This is a genomic window from Raoultibacter massiliensis, assembly GCF_900199545.1.
In the GTDB taxonomy this organism is placed as follows: domain Bacteria; phylum Actinomycetota; class Coriobacteriia; order Coriobacteriales; family Eggerthellaceae; genus Raoultibacter; species Raoultibacter massiliensis.
The window spans coordinates 1,248,566-1,269,216 of record NZ_LT962671.1; the positions used below are offsets into that span (position 1 = coordinate 1,248,566).

Genomic DNA, 20,651 nt, shown 5'->3' on the forward strand with positions numbered 1-20,651 from the left:
CTTACGCCTCCTCAATCCAGCTTGCAATCGCTACGCCCTCATCCGGGTCATACGGACGGTTAAACGTTTCCGGATACTGTCGAGCCAGGTCGAACACGTCAACCTTCTCTATGTCGACGAGAAATCCGCTCGTCACTTCGCCGGGAGCGTTTTGCGACGTGGTTTTGGTCGGTGCGATAAGGTTGTTCGCTCCGCCGCGGTCGGAAACCCCCGACTCGATCGGATCGAGGCGAGCCCCGTGATCCTGGTATACAACCGATTCCCGAATGCGCTCGGTAACGTAAGCCCCGCCGAGAACCCAGCCGCGATCATTCAAAATTTTGACGATGTCGCCGCTCTTGATACCGCGCTTTTCGGCATCTCGCGGATTGATCCATACCGGTTCGTACTTGTAGCCGTCGGGTCCCGTCACCTTGCACGTGGGTATTTCGCGGAACCACGGAATATCGTCCATGTTCGCGTGAATGCGCCAGCGAGGGTGGTTCGAAACGATCAAAAACGGATACGTATCGGAACGAGAATGCAGTAAACTCTCCTGATGACGCTTGCCGTACGGGATGAAATGGGGTACCGGCGGGCGCTCGTCGTCATCGGGAAAGTGCTCGGCTAACGCGGTTGCGTAGAACTCGACCTTACCGGTTGGCGTAGAAAGAGGATGCGCCTCGGGGTCTTCGCAGAACGGGCCGAAGCCGCGTGGCAGGTCCTCCCAATCGTCGAGCGTCGGCGCAATGAAGTATCCCTTGTCCTTGAACTCTTCGAACGATATGTCGCCTGGCTTCTCGGCGCCATCGAAGCCGACCCTGATCCAGTCCTCGACGCTTTTTCCTTCTACGAACTCATCGTAGACGCCCAGCTTCTTGGCAACCTCTCCAACGGCCTCCCAGTCGCTCTTCGATTCGCCAAGCGGTTCGACCGCCCTCTCCTCGTAATAGATGAGACCGAACGGCGCAGCGCCGTTATCCTGTCCGATGTCTTCCTCTTCGTATTTGGTGTTGATCGGAAGCAGGATATCGGCGAACAGACAGTCGTTCTCCATCCAGATATGCTGAGCGACGACACATTCTATTTTCGGGCTGCGAATCGCCTCGATCATGGAGTTTCCACCGTTCCAGCACGTGGTCCAACACGGCGTATCCGTCCAGATCATATGGATGCCCTGAGCGCCGGGGATAGGATACTGGTATGTGGTGTACTGATCTTCCCGAGGCCATCCGGCAACCGTATAGCCCTGCCACGTCAACGGATTGTCGGGAGTGTAGTCGCCCATGATCGCCTTCGGAACGAGCGTCTTGGGAATAAACGACTTGGTTTGCACGAAATCCCATCCGCGATAAGCGGCCCCGACGGTCATGTTGCTCGAATAGCAGGGAGCAGGTTGCTGGGATGGAAGACCGTACATATACCATTCGATGAACTTGACCACGTTGCGGCCCGGCTTTCCAAGACCCTGCATGGTCATGAGGGCAACCTCGAAGCGCGCCGGTTCATGAGAATAGCAGGAGCGGATGAACGAACCGCCGTTGCCGTGCGCCATGCTTGTGCGCTTCTTGGCCCATTCATGGGCGAGAGCCTTGATCTGGCGCGACGGCACGCCGCAGATGGGTGCCGCCCACTCCGGCGTTTTAGGCTGCCCGTCTTCGTTGCCGAGGATGTAGTACTCGAACCAATCGTAGCCGACGGAATGGGTGTCGACGTAGTCCTTGTCGAACAGCCCTTCGGTCATCCACACGTAGGCGATTGCGGCCATAAGGGCAGCATCGGTGTTGGGCAGCACGGGAATCCATTTGTCCGCGTGCACCGCCGCACCGTAATTCAAGTCGGGACACACGTATACCTGCTTGACGCCGATTTCGGTCAGCCAGAAGCAATATTGGCTCGGAAGCTGGCCTTGCCAACCCCATGTCGTGGTTTCCATATCGCATCCGCAGAAAATGAGCATATCGGTGTTTTCGGCAATGTCGAGCAACAGGTTGCCCATATCGAACTGCCCGAGCGGATCCTGGCCCCACATGTGCTTGGCGCCCCAGTACCAGCCTTCCCAGCTATCGGGCTGGCGGGCCTGATAGGTCCAATCGTCGCCCAAAACGTTCATGAGACGCGTGGCGCACCCGTGGGATGCGTGAACGACCTTCGTTTCTCCATGACCGTCTCCTTGGATGAAGATCGACGGAAGCCCGTACTCGTCGATTATACGGTTGATCTCGCCGGCGATGAGATCGGTGGCCTCGTCCCACGTAATCTGAACGAACTTGCTCTTTCCCCGATTTTCGGTATTGCGCTCGCCCCGAGGGTCCCAATCCGCACGTTTATACGGATGGAGAATCCTGTTCTTCGAGTACACGCGCTTCTTGTAAGCATATGCGTACGGCGGTAGAAGCGCTTTCATCGTCGAATGGAACTCGCTGCCCCGCGCCTTGATGGTCCAAGGCTTCAGGTACTCTTCGGAATACTCTTTGTCGTATCGCATGGGACGAACGCGGATGATCTTGTCGTCTTTGACATCGACTTCAGCAACGTTTGCACCGATGCCGAATGAATTCATACCAGTCGATTTGTAGACCGTTTTCTCTGGCATGCGCCAAACCCCCTTTTCTCTACCTACTCAACTGTTCAGCAATCATCGGGGCCGGCCGCCTTCTCCTTACCTCGAGACCCCTCTGCTAACGGATAGGTTCTTCATTGAACTCGTCCAAACACAATTGCATGGTAAGAGCGGTGCGCGAACTTGGGTAGACGACTTGTCTTCATACGTCGTATGCCAAAAACGCATAGATAATCCGGGCTGGTGAAAAGCCATTTGCAGACAAAAACACCACGACCTCGCATTAATGCGAGGTCGATTGAATCCCTGCGAGCGCCACAGCGGCGAGCACGTGCGCCGGTAGACCCTAGCGTGCCTCGTCGGACGGCAGAGCGTCAAGGAACAACGAAACGAACTGATTTTTCAGCGTCTTTTTATGGGCGAAGAAAACCGGGAGGTAGAGAGGCGATTCGAAGTCGACTATCTCTACGGTTCTCGATGCCTCGAAAACATCGCACATGAAATCGGGAATAACGAAAAACCCGTTTAGGGAAACAACGAACGAGGCGGCCACTTCGACTTCGTCAACTTCGAATATGCTCTTCGGCTTATAGCCGGCAGTCGCCACAAGCTCGTTGAGCACATCGGTCGTTTCCTTTATCTTCAAGCATACGAGAACCGCATCTGTCACATCGGCGGGAACGATATATCCCCTCTGTGCCACCGGCCCGCCCTTGGGCACGATTGCATGAAGGACGTCCTTGCCGATACAGCGATACGATATCTGCCCCTTGTCGTCAAAGCGAGCCTGTCCAAGAAATCCGATATCGAGGTCTCCGTCGATAATGCCATCGACGATGTCAAGGGGGTTTTCGGTAGCATAGGAAATCGCAATGTTCGGATACTGCCGGTTGAATCGCTCGACGACAGGTGCGATATAGCGGTCGAACCCCATCGAGAGGATCCCCATGCGCAGCTGGCCGCACACCACGTTGTTTTCCGGCTGGAACAAACAGACGATATCATCGTATCGGCTGACTATGTCTTTGAACGTATGATATGCCTGTTTTCCGCGGGGCGTGAGGGTAAGCCCTTTGGGCGATCGTAAAAACAACTGCACGTTCAATGTGTCTTCCATAGCGCGAATGTGCTTGCTCAAGACCGGCTGGGTGATATGAAGCTTGGATGCGGCAACCGACACGCTTCCCTCATCGGCAACGACCAGAAATTCTCTCATGTATTCAACATGCACGATGCGCCCCCTCGCATATCCGACACGACATGTCTCGACTGCGTTGCATTCGGCGTGCACCGCGCACACCCGTCCAGCATCGCAGACGCCATCATTATAGTACGATCGCAAGTGGCAAATCACGCAGATCCGCCCTCTCGCAAAGCCGCCGCTTACTCGTCTTCGCCGCGCACCTTGAACTCACGCAGGATGTCGTAGAGCTGCTCGGCATCGAAAGGCTTGGGAACGAAGCCGTCCATGCCGGCCTCCTTTGTGCTGTCACGATCCTCTTGGAAGGTATTGGCGGTGATCGCGATGATGGGGACCGTCTTCGCATCGGGACGATCGAGCTCGCGTATCGCCCGCGCGGCCGCAAGACCGTCCATCACGGGCATCTTCACATCCATGAGCACGAAGTCGAACCCGCCGGGCTCGCTTGCCGAAAACAGGTCGACGGCCTGCTTGCCATCGGCCGCCCGACTGACGACGACTCCCTCCATCTCAAGCAGCGCGATCGCTATTTCCGCATTGAGGTCGTTGTCTTCGGCCAGCAGCAGCGTCGACGCCGCAAGCGACACATCGGCATGGCCTCCGTCCTCCTGGACGCACGTGGCGCACTCCTGCGAGATAGGCAGATCGATGGAGAAGTAGAATTCCGATCCTTTGCCCACTTCGCTGCTCACCTTCAGCGCACCGCCCATCATGCGAACGAGGTTGCTGCTGATCGCAAGACCCAATCCCGTCCCCTGCACATTGGTGCGGTTCTCGGCCGCCTGCTCGAACGACTCGAACACGCGCTCGATATCGTCGGGCGCAATGCCGATCCCCGTATCGCGCACGCCGAAGCGGATGCGGGCCGCTTCTCTGTCGCGCGCGACCTCCTTGATCGTCAACGTCACGGTGCCGCCCGGATCGGTGAACTTGAACGCGTTGGATAGAAGGTTCGCAAGCACTTGTTGCAGGCGGATGTGATCGCCCACCACGCACCCGTCCTCCACATTGCACTCCGTCACCATGACAAGGCCTTTTTCCTCGGCCTGAATGCCCACCATGCTCTGCATCTGATCAGCGAGCGCCCGAACCGCGAAAGGAGAGCACTCGAGCTGCATCTTGTTGTTGTCGATCTTGGACATATCGAGGATGTCGTTTACGAGGGCAAGCAGAAACTGAGCCGACGTGTTGATCTTCTCAAGGCTCGTCCTGATTGCCGGGGTGGCCTCGCCCGACTGCGAGGCGATGGTCGAAAGCCCGATGATCGCATTCATGGGCGTCCGTATCTCATGCGACATGCGCGAGAGGAAATCCGATTTCGCCCGACCCGTCTCCACAGCCTTTTCGAGCTTGAGGGCAAGGATGCGGTTCCTGATCTTCGAGCGCGCGATGAGCAGGATGATGCCCACGATGAGCAAGAGGAAGATAAGGCCCACCGCCAGGGTGGCAACGGGGTTGTCGTAGAGCAGCGACTGGATGGATATCTGGCGATTGGTGAGCGAGATGACGTTCTTGGAAAGCACCGTTTCCATCTCCTCGGCGCTAAACCCGTTGACCGCCTTGCTGACCACGGAATACAGTTCCGAATCGACCGGCTGAGGGAACGCGATAGAGTAGCTCGCATCGGTGTGATCGACTGCAACCGGAGTGATGTTGGCGTAGTAGTGGTTGATGTAGAGGCCCTCGGCATACGATGCAGGCAAGCAGGTCAGATCGACGTTGCCCTTATTGAGCGCGTCGAGGCACAGTTCGTAGGACGGATAGTATTCGACGCGCGAGGCCTTGAGGCCCACAGGCACATCCCTTCCCTGCGGCAACGCGAGAACAAGGCCGTCCGAGGGGTATTCGGAGGATTTGTTGCGCAGCACGACGGCATCGAGCGTGGTGTAGCTCTTGGTGAGGGAAAGCCCCATATCGTTGGCGTAATACTCGTCGTCCATGAAGCCGCCCACCACATCGGCTTCTCCGGAAAGCACCAAATCGAGTGCCGCCTGGTAGTTTTCGGCGGGAACGTATTCAAAGGTAAGCCCCGTGCGCTCCGCGATCAGGTCGAACACGCCCTTGACGATGCCGCGATACGACCCCCCGCTTTCGTAATAGACCGGATAGAGGTCTTTCACCACGGCGACCCGAACGGGGTCCGCCCGGTCCACGAACGCCCGATCCTTGTCGGTGAGGCCGATCGTGTTTATATGCACATCGGCGAAATATTTCTCGTAGAGCTCGTCAGCGAACGTCGGATCGGCCGTATAGATGCTGATCATAGCCTGATTGAGTTCCGAAGCGATCTCGGGTTCGTCGGCCGCCGCAGTGATGTAATACGGTTCCGATTTGAAACGCGCCGCCACATCGCAATCGTCGCGCATGTCGATATCGCTGCTCAGGAGTATATCGACCTCCCCATTGTCAAGGCAGGCCAAATACGACTGCACGTCATCGTAGTAGCGTATCGCGCAATCGAGCTTGTTGAAATCGAGGAAATTGGAAAGACGGGCGATCTTGTCGGTTGCATTCGCGTTGACCCCGATCGTTTTGCCGTTCAACGTAGTCAAATCGAAGCTCTTGATATCGGGGTCGGTCTTTTTGTAAAGCAGCACCGAATAGTTCGAACCCATGATGTAATCGGGATAGATGACGGCTTCCTTGTATTCTTCACGGTAGAACATCCCGCCGACAAGATCGTATTCCCCCGCGAGCACGCCGGGAAGAAGATCGTCGACATCGCCCGATACGAACTCGTAGCTCCATCCGGTGTACTTCGAAATCTCGACGAGCCAATCGTAGAAAATGCCCGCATGAATGCCGTTCCGATCGGTTTCGCTGACGCCCTTCGCCTGAGGAAAGGCGACCTTGAGCACCCGGCCCGAATCGGCGTGCATGTCAACATCGGGGAGATCGGCAGAAGCGCGTGAGGTATCGGCACCAGAAGAAGCATCCGAGCTCGAAGAGCCCATGCTGTACGCCCCTGCCCCGGACGCCGGCTCGCCATCCGCAGCATGCACCGCAGGGGGAAACGCCGAAACAGCCAGGATCGTCGCCAAGACGACGGCTGCAAGCCTTCTCATCGATGCATACCATCCTTCCTCAAACCCGTTGTTCGTCAGCTTCGGCAGAATCGAGCAAAGCCACCCGATAATTTATGTTAGAACCTACTGAACAAATAGGAGGCGACTGACAATCAACCGTTACCGTAAGGATAACCGTTCCAGTCGTAAAACGCGGTAACGATAGGGCTACAGCATGTCGTGGGGGTCGACGTCGATAGCAACGTTGACGGTCTTGCTCGCCTTGCGCTTCCGAAACAGCGGCAGGAGAACGGCCGACACGTCGTCTCCAGCGGGAGCCTTCACCACGATGTGCCAGCGATACGTTCCCCTCAAACGGGTGAGCGTGCAGGGATTGGCGGGAAGCACCGACCAGCCATCCCCTGCTTGCTCCCTCACCGTGCGCTCGATTTCCCGGGAAAGCTCGCGGGCGGCCTCCTCGACCGCGCGCTCGTCTTTTCCCCATACGAGAACGTTGGCCATGCGAACGTAGGGAGGGTACTTCAGAAGGCGGCGTTTTGGCAGCTCATCGCGCAAGAACAGCGACCGATCGTAGGTTGCAGCCGCGCGAATCGCGCACGAATCGGCCCAGTAGGTCTGCACCATCACGCGACCCGGCAGCTCGGCGCGGCCCGCACGTCCCGCAACCTGTTCGATCAGCGCAAACGTTCGCTCTGCGCTGCGGAAATCGGGAAGCTTCAGCATGGTATCGGCGTTGATCACGCCAACAAGCGTCACATCGTCGAAATCGAGTCCCTTCGCGATCATCTGAGTGCCGAGCAGCACCGCCGCACCCGAAGATGCGAATTCCTCAAGCAGGCGCTGATGCGCCCCCTTCGCCGACGTCGTATCGGCATCCATGCGCACGATATGGGCGCCCGTCCCCTCGAGCACGCCTGCAAGTTCGGCCTCGACGCGCTGCGTGCCGGCACCGAACTTCTTGAGGTAGGGGCTTCCGCATTCGGGGCACACCGGCGGCACGGCTTCGCGATGCCCGCAATGATGGCATACGAGCGTGCTGCCCTTCTCGTGATAGGTAAGAGACGTCGAACACGACGGGCATTCGGGCACAAACCCGCATTCGCGGCACAGCAGAAAGCTCGCGAACCCGCGCTGGTTGAGCATGAGGACGGCCTTCTGGCCCGCTTCGATGGTTTCGAGAAGGGCCTTCGTCAGCTTGCGCGAGAACATGGAGCGATGTCCGCTGCCGAACTCGCGCGCCATATCGATCACCGTCACCTCGGGCATCGGCTTGCCATTGGCTCGTTCGGCCAACACCACCCGATGCCAATCGTCGCGCTTGTCGCAGTTGAACAAAGTTTCGATCGAAGGCGTAGCCGAACCGAGCACGAGCGTCGCGCCGCGCTCGCGCACCATCCACGCCGCCACATCGCGCGCATTGTAGCGCGGCGAGGAATCCTGCTTGTAGGAACCCTCATGCTCCTCGTCGATGATAACGAGACCCAGCCGGGGCATCGGCGTGAAAAGAGCGCTGCGCGCGCCCACCACTACGCGGGCCGCACCCGAGCGGATGAGATCCCATTGGTCATAGCGCTCGCCCTGGCTCATGCGCGAATGCATGACTGCGACCGTATCGCCGAAACGCCCGCGAAAACGCGCAACCGTCTGAGGAGTCAGGGATATCTCGGGGACGAGCACGATGGCGCCCTCGTCGCGGGCGAGGGCATCCTCGATCGCCTGCAAATACACCTCGGTCTTGCCCGAACCGGTAACGCCGTCGACGAGCACGACTTCCCCGCTAGCCCGCCTCTGGGCGTCCCCGATAACCTTGAGCGCCTCCGCTTGCCCTGAAGTCAACTCGGGTTTGGCGCTCGCGACGAAACTCGTCGAGCCGGCCGCCCCCGCTTCGCCCTCGCAAAGGCCGCGCATCCTACGACGCGATTCGATTTCGATCACGCCCTTATCGGAGAGCGTCTTGAGCACAGACGAGATGGAGCCGAGCTCCATAGTCAGCTCGGCCACCCGCAGCTCACCCGCTGCGAGCGCGTCGACGATTGCCTTCTGCTTTACGGCCGTCTTCTTCGGAGCGAAGCCGGATGCGGCGGGCCCAAGGCGCACCCACCGATCGTCGACCGGCCCGATCGAAGGCTCCTCGAGGCGCCAATACGTACCGGTATGCACCATGCGCGGCACGCCGCCGGGAGGCGTGAACAGGCGAATGCACGAACAGAGCGGTGCGATGTACTCCTCGCTCAAGTACTGCGCGCACCGGGCGCCCAGCTCGTCGAAATACGAATGGGACAGCACCCGCCCGATCGAGCGCAGCTTCGACGGATCGAGGCCGAGCGCCGAAAACGCGAACGGATCGCCCTCGTCGATTTGGCTCAACTCGACGATGTAGCCGATCGCCTGGCGATTCCCAAACGGCACGAGCACGGCGCAGCCAACCTCGGCGTCGACGAATTCATCGGGCACAACGTAGGTGTAGGCCGAATCGAGCGATTGGGTCGGAATGTCGAGTATGACCGAGGCGAGTCTCACGAAACCCCGCAGGCAGCCTTAAGCTCTTCGACGCGGTCGGCGCGCTCCCATGTGAACTCGGGAAGCTCGCGGCCGAAATGGCCGTAAGCGGCCGTTTTGCGGTAGATGGGCCTGCGCAGGTCGAGCGCATCGACGATGGCACCGGGGCGCAGGTCGAACACCTGCTGCACCGCTTCGGCTATCGTCTCTTCGGCAACATGGTTCGTTCCGAACGTATCGACCATGACCGATACGGGCTTCGCCATGCCGATCGCATAGGCGATCTGGATCTCGCAGCGATCGGCCAGACCCGCCGCAACCACGTTTTTCGCAACCCAGCGCGCCGCGTAGGCCGCCGAACGATCGACCTTCGTGCAATCCTTGCCCGAAAACGCACCGCCGCCGTGACGGCCCATGCCGCCGTAGGTATCCACGATGATCTTGCGGCCCGTCAGGCCGGCGTCGCCCATGGGACCGCCGATGACGAAACGCCCGGTGGGGTTCACGTGTATCTCCACGTCGTCGGCAAGCGTGACGCCCTCGGCCTCGACAACCGGCATGATCACGTTGGCGATGAGCTCCTCGCGCAGCGCCGCATGCTCGATATCTTCGGCATGCTGGGTGGACACGACGATCTTCTCCACCTGCGTCGGCTTGCCCTCTACGTAGCGAACGCTCACCTGGGTCTTGCCGTCGGGCCGCAAGTACGGCATCGTCTCGTTCTTGCGCACCTCCGAAAGCCTTTCGGCCAAACGGTGGGCAAGATAGATGGGCATCGGCATGAGCGTTTTGGTGTCGTTGCACGCGTACCCGAACACCATGCCCTGATCGCCCGCGCCCACCTTGTCGTACTGGTCGCCGTCTTCGCCGTGCTGGGCCTCCCATGAAAGGTCCACGCCGAGCGCGATGTCGGGCGACTGCTCGTGAATGGCGTTCATGACGCCGCACGTTTCGCTGTCGAACCCGAACTTCGCACGGTTGTATCCGATGTCGGCGATGACGGCGCGCACGATGCTCGGAATGTCGATGTAGGCCTGCGTGCGGATCTCCCCGGTCACGATCACAAGGCCCGTGGTGGCAAGCGTCTCGCATGCGCAGCGTACAGCCGCCGGATCGGCGGGCATCCCGCCGGGAGCAACGTAACCCGCCTCGGCGAGTTCGATTTCCTTTTCGAGGATCGCATCTAAAATGGCGTCGGATATCTGATCGCACACTTTATCGGGATGACCTTCGGTCACGGATTCCGAGGTGAACAGATACGACGCGTGCTGGTTTGCCATGAATTCCTCCTTCATCGGTGTCGGCAGGACCACCTTGGCTCTTGCGCCAGGTTGGTGCCGGGATCTTCGAGCCAACTCTCTTCCCCGGCTCTTGATAAAACGGGTGCTTCCGCGTGCGGTCTCAGCCGCAAGCCCAACGATGGTATCGCAAAAGGGTATGCGGCGCAAGGCTCGGAAGAGCCGATTAGGCTATCGGCTCTTCGCGATCGACCTTGAACGTCGGAGCGCACAGGCCGCCGTGATCGAGCGCAATGATCCCTCTTTTTCCGTATCGGCAGTACATTCCCTCAAGCTCGCCGTTGTAGACGTACAGACCGGGCATCGATTCCCATGCCTCTACCTTGCAGCGGTCTCCATCTTCGGGCAGCTCGGGAACCACGAGATCCACCTTATGGGGCGGGTAGTATTCCTGGGCAACGTATCCGGCGTCGATGTTATTTTCGACGATCTCGGCCCAGTCCCCCTCGGCGAATTCGACGCCGGGATATACGCCATGGGCGCCGTAATCGTCTTCGGGCTTGATGATCCACGCATCCTTATCGGCCTTGACCGCTTCGATGTCGAGATCCGAATCGCGCCTCAGACGATAGGTTCGAGGCACGTGCTCGTCGATGAACGCGCACTCCTCTTCGGTGAGAAACGACCTTGTCTCCTCGTCGAACAAGACCACCGAAACAACCTTGGAATGAACGACCGTCGTTCGAAAATGCCCGATGAGGCACACCTTCTGCGCTGCTACGGCATCGATGAGAGCCTCGCATTCGCCGGAATGCCGAATCATCTCGCTCGTCACGGCTCGGCGGTACACCGCATCGACGACGGTTCCGTCGGCCGGATCGACAAGATGCTCCCCGTCGAATTCGAACGCCCGGACATCGACGAAACGCGCAGGGTAGCCCGCCCGCTCGAACGCCTCGATGAAACGGTTGAAATCGCTGAACACGCCGCTTTCGCGGAAATCCGTCACCGCGACGGTCGGCCGCTCCTTCGCATTCGGGCATGCGCGATAATCGGCCATGAACGCCTCCACCCACGAATCGAACAGCTCGAACCGCCCGACCGCATAGCGCTCGGCGAACTCCCGATAGGTTGCGCCAAGCTGCAGGGCACGACCTATCTCGAGATCGCGCGACATCGCGCCGCTCCCGTCTGTATTGAACTCGCAGAACTTGAAAGCACGCGTTTCCTCGTCGAGGAACAGATCGAACCGCGCAAGGGGAAGCAGCTCGTCGTAGCAGCACGGAAGCAGGATGAGCCGTTCGACCTCGGCGGGAAAATGAAACAGCTTGCGATACGCCGGATCGTCGAGAAACCGATGTATCACCTTGGTCAGGATCGCATGCGTCGTCTTGCACACCGAACGGAGAAACGATACGTCATCGGCCCCCACAAGGTTGGGAACGTACGAGAAGGGAACGGGAGCGCCATGCGCCCAGATATCGGAATCCTCCACGTAGTCGAGTGCAGCCTTTCTGCCGGGAACATCCCCATCCAGGCTTTCCAGTATCTCGATGTACTCGCGACGGTTCTGTCTCATAACGTATCTCGCTCCCTCAACAATACCGATTCCAATTCTGCTTCCTGCATTGTCATCGCATCACGAAACCATGCGCACGTCCCCATCATAATCAACACGAGAAATTCGCGGGAACCGAGAACCGTTTCGTCATCGAGCAGTATAGAGCCGAAACGAGCGACGCTCTTCGGCGGCTCGTCGCCGATGACGGATTGGTGGAAGCGCCGGTTCGTGCCGAATCGTCTCTCTTCCAGGGGTACAATGGCACCCGAAGCGCTGCCCGACCAGATAAGCGCCTGCGCCATCGAACGCACGTTCATACGCAAGCGATGCCGCACGCGGCGCGCACGACGACCTCCGGAAAGGAGCCGCCCATCATGCCAGGTTCAACCAACGAGGCCGCCCGCAAAGGCGGCGCCCTCGCCGTTGCGCTCTCCGTCATCGCAGCGGTCGCGCTTGCCATCGCGCTTGTCGCAGCGGGTCTTGCGGCATGCTGCGCCCGGCCGACGACCGCAGTGCTCTCGCAGGCGACGAGCGCCGACTACGCTTCCCCGTACTCGAAGGGAACCCTGATCGATCTGGCCGTTGCCACACGCGACTACACGGTCGACGGCATCCCGCGCGCCGACGTGCTCGAGCAGATCATGGCCGCCGCAAGCGCCGAAGCGCCCGAGGTGCTCGCCGATTCGGACGATCCCGCCATCGCGCTTGCGAACGCGAACGAGCGCTACACGCTCACCGAAGACGCGCTTTCCCATCTCGACGACGTATACGCCGTGATATCGACTGCCGCACCCGCGCTCGCAGCCTGCGCGATCATCGCACTCGCAAGCCTGATCGCCCTCGGTTTCGCAGGCGGCAGGCGCCGCGTCGGCATGACGCTCATCGCCGCGCCGCTCGTCGTCATCGTCGCCTTCGCGCTTTTGGCCGCCTGGGTCGTCATCGACTTCAACGGGTTCTTCGCAGCGTTCCATTCGCTCTTCTTCGCAAACGGCACCTGGACGTTTTCCGCCGATTCTCTGCTCATCTGCATGTACCCGCCCGATTTCTGGATCGGCATGGGGGCGGTCTGGCTCGCAGCCACGCTGCTCGCCAGCGCGCTTGCCATAGCGGCGGGCATCGCGATCAAGGGCAAGAAGAGCCGCAGCTAGCCGTTCGAGCCGATTGCAGGCGAATCGCCATCGCGCTCGCGTCGGCGAGAATCCTCCCCCTCGAGCAGTTCGAACAGCTCTTCGCGGCTGTGAATGCCGAGCTTGCGGTATATGTGGCTGATGTGCGCCTTGAGGGTTCCATGGGCAACGTAGAGGTTCTTCTCGATCTGCGAAGGCGATTCGCGGCGCGCGAGCAGCTGCAGCACCTCTTCCTCGCGCGGGGTCAGATCGTGTTTCGCCGAAACGTCTGAGACGCGCATGGCAAGCCGGCTCGACGACATGGCGCCGTCGATGCCTCCCCCGTCGTGCAAGCTGACACCCCATTTGGCCGACAGTCCCCTTTCCGTGAAGAGCACGACTACGAACACCACGATCATCACAAGCGCTATAGCCGTGTAGATTCCCGAGATCACCGAGGAAGAAGCCACCAGGGGCAGCGTCGCCGACAGCGCCCAGCCGGCGATTTCGACAAGGTAACGAATGCCCCGCTCGATGCCGTTTATCCAAACCGCGCTGATGCCGAAGCGGTACGTGATGTTGCTCAGCACGAGCATCATGAACATCGAAAGCATCGTGTAGCCCGCATCGTAGCAGGCGGTCATCACCACGGCGTTCGCGCTCACCGAAGGGGCGACGAACAGAAACGCGATGATCGACAGCGGGAAGGCAAGCTGGTAGATCGTATCGAAGTTGAACCACCTCGATTCCGACAGAACGCCGAACAGCACAAGGGAAGTCACAAGCAAGACCCCTATCGTGTTTCCGAAGCCCAGCGGCTGCATGGGAAGGGCGCCGAAGCCGCAAGCGAATGTACACGCCGACATGAGCAGAACCGGCTTCCAGGGAAACGCGGCGCCTCCCTCGGCCTTGTCGTATTTGCGGGGCAGATCCCTCTCGGGCAGCCGCTTCATGCTCAAGCGCACCTGGACAAGCGAAACGAGCGGCAGCACGATGGCGAAAAAGGCAAGGTAAGGCGCCGACATCCCCATGAAAACCCATTTGATGACGCACCCCACCATGATGGCGAGCGCGTGGTAGAGAGCGACGCGCATGGGATTGAGCGATCCGTAGAACTCCGCCCACATGAGTATGAGCGAGCCGAGTCCGCCGCCCGCAAACGCCAGGCCGACGAGCTTGACCGCGCCAGTCGACAGCACGAAGCAATCGAGCACGATGAGGGCCGATCCGCCAACAAGCGAAACCGCCGTTGCCGCAGAAGCCGTCCGGTTGGACCACAGCGGAACGATGCGGCGGGCGCGGGACGCCAAGGCGAACCAGACGGCCGCGAGCCCCCCCTCTAACCCGCGGGAATCGGCGAACCCCCTCGTGGGGAAAGCCTCGTACCCCGCAAAACACTGGCGGCNCGATGCGGCGGGCGCTGAACGCAAGGGCGAACGAGACGACGGCGATCGCCCCTTCGAACACGGCGTAATCGGCGAACCCTATCGTGGGAAACGCCTCGTACCTGAAAAAAGTCGCGAGCCACGCACGGTAGATCCCGACGCCGAGGAAAGCAAACGGGATCGACCCGATGATCCCGAATACGTTGCGCCAACGCGCGAAAAGACCGCCCCGTCCGCCCGGCGCTTCCCCGCGTTGGACATCGGCCCTCTCCGGCTCTGTGTCGGTATGCATCACCTTCGACTCCCCTCGTTGGCTAAACCCCGCCCGGCCCCAGCCGCGCAACCATCCGTTTTACGCCTCCCTGAGCCTCAATCATAGCGAACCGCTTCCCACAAGCAAGGGGTTACGCGGGGGGTTATGCATTTAACCCCCAAGGCCAATGGACGCTCTTGCTTCTGCGGAATACGGTTGGCTCGCACAAGGCCAGGGAAGCGTCTCGCGAAGATGCGGCCACAAAGATAGCCCGCCTGCACCGAGCGAAAGAATCCTCGGTCGGGCGAGCCAGATAAGGAGGATACCTATGAAAGCATTGTCACGGCGTTCTTTTCTCACGGGTTCGGCGGTAGCGGCAGCATGCGGCGGCCTCGCATTGGCGGGCTGCTCCCCTTCGCCGACAGGTTCACCGCAATCGGCCTCGTCGGCCAACGGCGCCTACGTCGGCAGCGGCATGGGAAAGCACGGCAACTTCGACATAGAGGTCGTTATGAAGGACGGTGCCATCGAACGCATCACCGTGCTGTCCTCGAACGAGACCCTCGGTATCGGCGACGTCGCCATGGAAACGCTTTCCAACCTCATCGTGGAGAACCAGACGCTCGACGTCGATGCCGTGTCGGGCGCGTCGCTGACGAGCATGGCGTTCATGCAGGCGGTAGAAAGCGCCATCGAAGCCTCGGGGGCGAAAGCGAGCGACTTCAAGAAAAACGGGCACGCGGCACCTTCGATCGATGCGGACATGCCGACAGAGGCCGATATCGTGGTCGTCGGATCGGGCGGTGCGGGATTCGCGGCGGCCATCACGGCGGCGCGCCTCGACAAGAAAGTCATCTTCCTCGAGAAGCTCGGCGTCCGAGGCGGATCGACAGCGCTTTCGGGCGGCGAGATGGCGGCACCCGGCCACTGGATCCAAAACCACGAAGGCATCGAGGACAGCCCCGAGCTTTTGGCCGAAGACATGCTCAAAGGCGGCGACTACATAGGTGATCCCGATCTCGTCAACGTCATCGCCCATGGCGTGCTCGACGCAACGCAGTGGCTCACCTACGAAGGCGGGGTTTCCTGGGAGAACAACCTTCTGTTCTTCGGAGGCCATTCCGTGCGCAGGAGCATCATCCCCAAAGGGCATATCGGAAACGCAATGACGACGGCTCTGACCGAGCGGTGCAAGAAGCTCGACAACATCACGCTCGTCGACTACATGAAGGCGACCGAGCTCGTAACCGACGCGAGCGGAGCGGTGACCGGCGTCAAGGCGGAAAGCACCGTTTCGGGCGAGCCTTACGAGTTCAAGGCGAAAGCGGTCGTCCTCGCAACGGGAGGCTTCGGATCCAACGTGGAGAAGCGCACCCAATACAACGCCGATATGGGCAAGGAAATCGGCTCGACCGACTGCGTAGGGGCTATGGGGGAAGGACTCGACATGGCTTCGGCCATCGGTGCCGAGCTCATCGACATGGAATACATCCAAACATACCCCGTCTGCGACGTCGAAACGGGAGCGCTCATCTACATCGACGACCTTCGCCTCGAGGGCCGCACGATCATGTTCAACAAGGAAGGCGACCGCTTCGTCGAAGAACTCGACCGTCGCGACGTCATATCCAAGGCCATCGTCGCGCAAACGGGCGGCGTCGCCTACGAGCTCTTCACCCAGGAAGCCGCCGATGAAACCGGCGTCGTGCAAACGCACATCCACGAATACGAGAACCTGACGGCCCGAAACCTCATCGCCACCGCAGATACCATCGAGGAAGCATGCGAACCGTTCGGCATCGACGCCGCGGAACTCAAGAAGACGATCGAGCGCTGGAACGAATTCTGCAAGCAGGGCAAAGACGAAGATTTCAATTTCCGCGCCGACCTCGTGCCGATCGAAGAGGGTCCTTACTACATATTCACGTGCAAGCCCGCCGTCCATTACACCATGGGCGGCCTCCACATCAACGTCGACGCCGAAGTGCTCGACGAGTCGGGCAATCCGATTCCCGGACTCTACGCGGCAGGCGAGGTCGCCGGCCATAAGATGGGCACGAACCGCCTCGGATCGACCTCTATGGCCGACATCTACACGTTCGGCCGCATTGCCGGCGCAAACGCAGCGGAGTTCGCATCGTAGAAGCTGCACGGCCAAGAGCATCCCGGCGCCGGATTCCCCCGAATCCGGCGCTTTTCTTATGCCGCCCGCACTCGATCCTTCATTCGAACAACAGACTATCGGCGTAGTGCGCTTGCGGTTCTTGCAGTAGAATAGGCGAAGCTGAGACGAGTTCGTTTTCGAGATCACAGAAAAGGATATGACCCCTGATGGCTGACACTTCATCGAACCGACCCGTGCGCGTAAGATTCGCACCCTCCCCGACCGGCATGCTCCACATCGGCGGCGCGCGTACGGCAATCTACAACTGGGCGTTCGCGCGCGCGATGGGCGGCACGTTCATCCTCCGCATCGAAGACACCGATCCCGAGCGCTCGACCGAAGAGAACACCCAGATCATACTTCGCGCTATGAAATGGCTCGGACTCGATTGGGACGAAGGCCCCGAAATCGGAGGCGCGTTCGGCCCGTATTTCCAAATGCAGCGCACCGACACGTATGCCGAGGCGCTCGAAACCCTGAAGGAGCGCGGGTTCGCCTATCCCTGCTTCTGCACCAAAGAGGAGCTCGACGCCAAGCGCGAGGCGGCCGAGAAGGAGGAGGGCGGCTACGCCGGATACGATCGCACCTGCCGCGCGCTCGATCCCGAGGCTGCCGCTGCGCGCATCGCCGCCGGAGAGCCGCACGTCTGGCGCCTGAAGGTTCCCGACGATCACGGCCCCATCGAATTCGAGGATGCGGTTTACGGCTCCCTGAGCTTTCCTGCCGACGTCATGGACGACATGATCCTCGTGCGCACCGACGGCACCCCCACCTACAACTTCGCCGTGGTCTGCGATGACGCAAACATGCAGATCAGCCATGTTATCCGCGGCGACGACCACCTCTCGAACACCCCGCGCCAGATACTTATCTACGAGGCGCTCGGGTTTCCCGTGCCCACTTTCGCACACCTGTCCATGATCCTCGGACCCGACGGCAAGAAGCTCTCCAAGCGCCACGGGGCCACCTCGGTGGAAGAATACTGCGAACGTGGCTACCTGCCCGATGCGCTCGTGAACTTCCTCGCGCTTTTGGGCTGGTCCCTCGACGGCGAAACCACCATCATCGAGCGCGACGTGCTCACATCCAAGTTCTCGCTCGACCGTGTAACCAAGAAGGACGCGGTGTTCGACGAAACGAAGCTCGATTGGATGAACGGCGTCTACATCCGCGAGATGACCCCCGGCCAGTGGGTGCAGGCCTCGCTTCCCTGGCTGTTCAAAGCGGGAGCCACAGCCGAGGACATCGCCGCGCGACCCGATTGGTACCTCGCCCTCTATCCGCTCGTCGCCGAACGCCTCGTGCGCCTCGACGAAACGGCAGACAAACTCGCCTACATGTTCTGGGGCGCCGATGTAGAGCTCGACGAGAAGAGCGTGGCGAAGGTGCTTGCGAAAGAGGGCGCCCGCGCCGACGAAGCGCTGCGCGGATGCCGCGCTATCCTCGCCGACGAGGGCGTTGCGTGGGAATGCGAGCCTCTGCAGGAAGCGTGCCGCACCCTCACCGAAACGCTCGATATGAAAGCCAAGCTCGTCTTCCAGCCGTTGCGCGTGGCCGTATGCGGCAACATGGTTTCGCCGCCGCTGTTCGAAAGCATCGAGCTGCTTCCCCGCGAAGACGTGCTCGCGCGCATCGACAAGACTATTGCGGAGGTGTTCGGTGGCTAACGAACGCGACGAGGGTCTCGAAAATCTTGCAGAAGAGACGTTCGACGAGGCGATGGCCCGCGAAGAAGAACGCGAGGCTTCGGGCGAGGAGCCCCACAAGGCGCCCGCCAAGGTGATCGTCGTGCGTGACTACTGCGTGCGCCACAAAGGGGCTTCCTGCAACCGCTGCGAAGTCGCCTGCCCCAAAAGCGCCATCTCGTTTTCCGACGACGATCTGCCGGTTGTCGATCAGGAACTCTGCACGCGATGCGGCATTTGCTTCGGCATCTGCGACGCCCTTTCCTCAACCCGCATCACCATGATCGATCTGCATGCCCGCATCCGCCGCATTGCGCTTCGCGGAGAGGATGTCTACCTCACCTGCAAGGAAAACATCTTCCCGGGGCTCGATCCCGCGGCCAACGTGGTCGTACTGCCATGCCTGGCGTGCCTCTCCCCTGAAATTTGGACGCTCGTGCTCGCAGAGAACATCCGAGTGAAAGTCGCCTGCGATCTGAGCTACTGCGCCGATTGCGAGCGCGCCGGGGAGATGGCCGAGATGCTCTACTCGCACGCGATCGAATCGGCGGAATCCTGGACGGGCGAAAAGGTGCTGTTCGCCACCGAGATCCCCGAAAAGGAACAGCTCCTGAAAAACCTCGCAAACCCCACCGGGGTCGACCGCCGCGCCGCCTTTACCAATCTGGTGGGCGACGTAGGCGATATCGCTTCGGGAAAACGCCGGCTGCGCAACTCAGAAGTGCTCCAGCAGTTCTACGAGCGGCGCGAACGGGCACGGGCCATCGCGAAGCTGAACCTCGCCGAAGACGACGTCTTCAACAACTTCGTGCCCATGGGCATGACGAAAAAGACCATGACCCCCAAAAGGCAGCTGCTGCTCGAAGCCATCGATCGCAAGCCGGAAATCGCGAAACGCATCCCCGTGTACCTTTCCGAAACCGACTGCAGCCTCTGCGCCAACGTGCTCGAATGCACGAAAGCCTGCCCGACCGGTGCGCGGTTCCCCGATCCCGAAACCGGCGTTCTCTCGATGGACGCGCGTTACTGCATCGGATGCGGAATCTGCATCGAAGCATGTCCCGAAGGTGCAATCGACATGGTTGAGACGACGGCCGAAGCCCTCCTGCCCGCCGCAGGCAGTCGGGACGAAGAATCCTGAAACAAATAAACCGACTGTCCGGATGCGCATCCGGACAGTCGGTTTCAGCTAGGCGTTTTCGCCCCGCTCCCCTCTCGCCGCAAGCGCTCCCTTGCCCGCAAGCGCGCGCATCGCCGCCGACACGCGCTTCTTCTCGGACTCGTTTTCATACGCGGCCACCGCAGGGGCGACGAACCCGTAGTAGAGCATCTTCACAAGCGGGCCGACAACGAAGAAGTTGAAGCAGAACGCCGCGATCCACGTCGCCGGGAACAGCGACGAATACGCCTCCCATGTGATGTTTTCGAAGCCGCCTCCCGTAACGGCCAATCCGAAAACGCCCATGATCGAGGCCATGAACAATACGTTGGCAAGCGTAATCGCAACAGATCGGACAACGCCGTCGAGACGCTTCGCAAGCACGTTGTCGGCAAAGCGCCCGACGATCGGATTTGCGATCAGCAGCCGCACGGTCAACGCAATGGCGAACATGACGGGGTACTCGTACAGGGAAAGCGCGAAATGCAACGGCGAATGGTCGTCGGTATGAAGATTCCAGTTGAACGTGACCATAACGGCAACCATGAAAAACACCATCATGATCTGAAACACGGTCTTGCCCGCCTTGTCGCGCGGGGCGCCCGCCTTCCCGGTAATGCAATCTCTATAACGTATCTGCTGCGTATGCTTCATGTTGTTCGTTGACCCTTCTTTCTCTCGTTTGGTTTTCGGCGGATATCGGTTTCGACGCCAAAGCAACCGCAAAGGCCGGCTGCGCACGGCGAACCGGCTCGGCCGAAACCGCTGAAAGCGCAGCCGCACGCAAACATGCGAAAGAAAACCGAAGTCGCACGCCTGGCAAAAAAGCGCA

13 protein-coding genes and 1 riboswitch are annotated in these 20,651 nt (G+C 60.2%); of the genes, 4 read left to right on the forward strand and 9 right to left on the reverse strand.

What is annotated here, in order from left to right:
• Position 1 precedes the first annotated feature (1 nt).
• The 7 genes from C1719_RS09605 to C1719_RS09635 all read right to left on the reverse strand — a co-directional run bounded on the left by C1719_RS09605 (position 2) and on the right by C1719_RS09635 (position 12,369).
• Complete coding sequence (locus C1719_RS09605) at positions 2–2,575, reverse strand: molybdopterin-dependent oxidoreductase (RefSeq protein ID WP_102374898.1); 2,574 nt, start codon at positions 2,573–2,575, stop codon at positions 2–4.
• A 313-nt stretch (positions 2,576–2,888) separates the two neighbouring features.
• Complete coding sequence (locus tag C1719_RS09610) at positions 2,889–3,773, reverse strand: LysR family transcriptional regulator (protein WP_146007881.1); 885 nt, start codon at positions 3,771–3,773, stop codon at positions 2,889–2,891.
• 152 nt (positions 3,774–3,925) lie between these two features.
• The gene (locus C1719_RS09615) at positions 3,926–6,808 is read right to left on the reverse strand and encodes an ATP-binding protein (RefSeq protein WP_102374900.1); all 2,883 of its coding nucleotides are present in this window, start codon (positions 6,806–6,808) and stop codon (positions 3,926–3,928) included.
• A gap of 168 nt (positions 6,809–6,976) precedes the next feature.
• A complete protein-coding gene (gene priA / locus C1719_RS09620; RefSeq protein ID WP_102374901.1) occupies positions 6,977–9,289 on the reverse strand; it encodes a replication restart helicase PriA in 2,313 nt (770 codons plus the stop codon).
• Entirely contained in the window at positions 9,286–10,548 is a 1,263-nt protein-coding gene (gene metK, locus C1719_RS09625) for a methionine adenosyltransferase (RefSeq protein WP_102376022.1), read from the reverse strand. Before metK ends, priA begins: the two co-directional genes overlap by 4 nt.
• A gap of 8 nt (positions 10,549–10,556) precedes the next feature.
• A riboswitch (SAM riboswitch) is annotated at positions 10,557–10,649 on the reverse strand.
• Between the two features lie 83 nt (positions 10,650–10,732).
• The gene (locus C1719_RS09630) at positions 10,733–12,085 is read right to left on the reverse strand and encodes a carboxylate--amine ligase (protein WP_102374902.1); all 1,353 of its coding nucleotides are present in this window, start codon (positions 12,083–12,085) and stop codon (positions 10,733–10,735) included.
• Positions 12,082–12,369: a hypothetical protein gene (locus C1719_RS09635; RefSeq protein WP_146007882.1), complete on the reverse strand. Its 288-nt coding sequence runs from the start codon at positions 12,367–12,369 to the stop codon at positions 12,082–12,084. The genes C1719_RS09630 and C1719_RS09635 overlap by 4 nt, the downstream gene beginning before the upstream one ends.
• A 72-nt stretch (positions 12,370–12,441) precedes the next feature.
• Here C1719_RS09635 and C1719_RS09640 point away from each other — a divergent pair, with 72 nt between their 5' ends.
• The gene (locus tag C1719_RS09640; protein WP_102374904.1) at positions 12,442–13,215 is read left to right on the forward strand and encodes a lipoprotein intramolecular transacylase Lit; all 774 of its coding nucleotides are present in this window, start codon (positions 12,442–12,444) and stop codon (positions 13,213–13,215) included.
• On the opposite strand, the gene C1719_RS09645 is transcribed toward C1719_RS09640, so the two are convergent.
• A complete protein-coding gene (locus tag C1719_RS09645; protein ID WP_245874468.1) occupies positions 13,212–14,483 on the reverse strand; it encodes a response regulator transcription factor in 1,272 nt (423 codons plus the stop codon). The genes C1719_RS09640 and C1719_RS09645 overlap by 4 nt on opposite strands.
• Before the next feature lie 656 nt (positions 14,484–15,139).
• Between C1719_RS09645 and C1719_RS09650 the strand changes: the two genes are divergently transcribed.
• The 3 genes from C1719_RS09650 (at position 15,140) to C1719_RS09660 (ending at position 19,801) form a co-directional block, all read left to right on the forward strand.
• A complete protein-coding gene (locus C1719_RS09650) occupies positions 15,140–16,954 on the forward strand; it encodes a flavocytochrome c (RefSeq protein WP_102374906.1) in 1,815 nt (604 codons plus the stop codon).
• Between the two features lie 188 nt (positions 16,955–17,142).
• On the forward strand, positions 17,143–18,642 hold the full coding sequence (gltX, locus tag C1719_RS09655) for a glutamate--tRNA ligase (RefSeq protein ID WP_102374907.1): 1,500 nt from the start codon (positions 17,143–17,145) through the stop codon (positions 18,640–18,642).
• Positions 18,635–19,801 carry a 4Fe-4S binding protein gene (locus tag C1719_RS09660; RefSeq protein ID WP_245874470.1) on the forward strand — a complete coding sequence of 389 codons (1,167 nt, stop codon included), beginning with the start codon at positions 18,635–18,637 and terminating at the stop codon, positions 19,799–19,801. The genes gltX and C1719_RS09660 overlap by 8 nt, the downstream gene beginning before the upstream one ends.
• 48 nt (positions 19,802–19,849) lie before the next feature.
• Here the strand turns inward: C1719_RS09660 and C1719_RS09665 are convergent, their stop codons facing one another.
• Positions 19,850–20,473, reverse strand: coding sequence for a DUF2798 domain-containing protein (locus tag C1719_RS09665; RefSeq protein ID WP_146007883.1), 624 nt, complete (start codon positions 20,471–20,473; stop codon positions 19,850–19,852).
• Positions 20,474–20,651 lie beyond the last annotated feature (178 nt).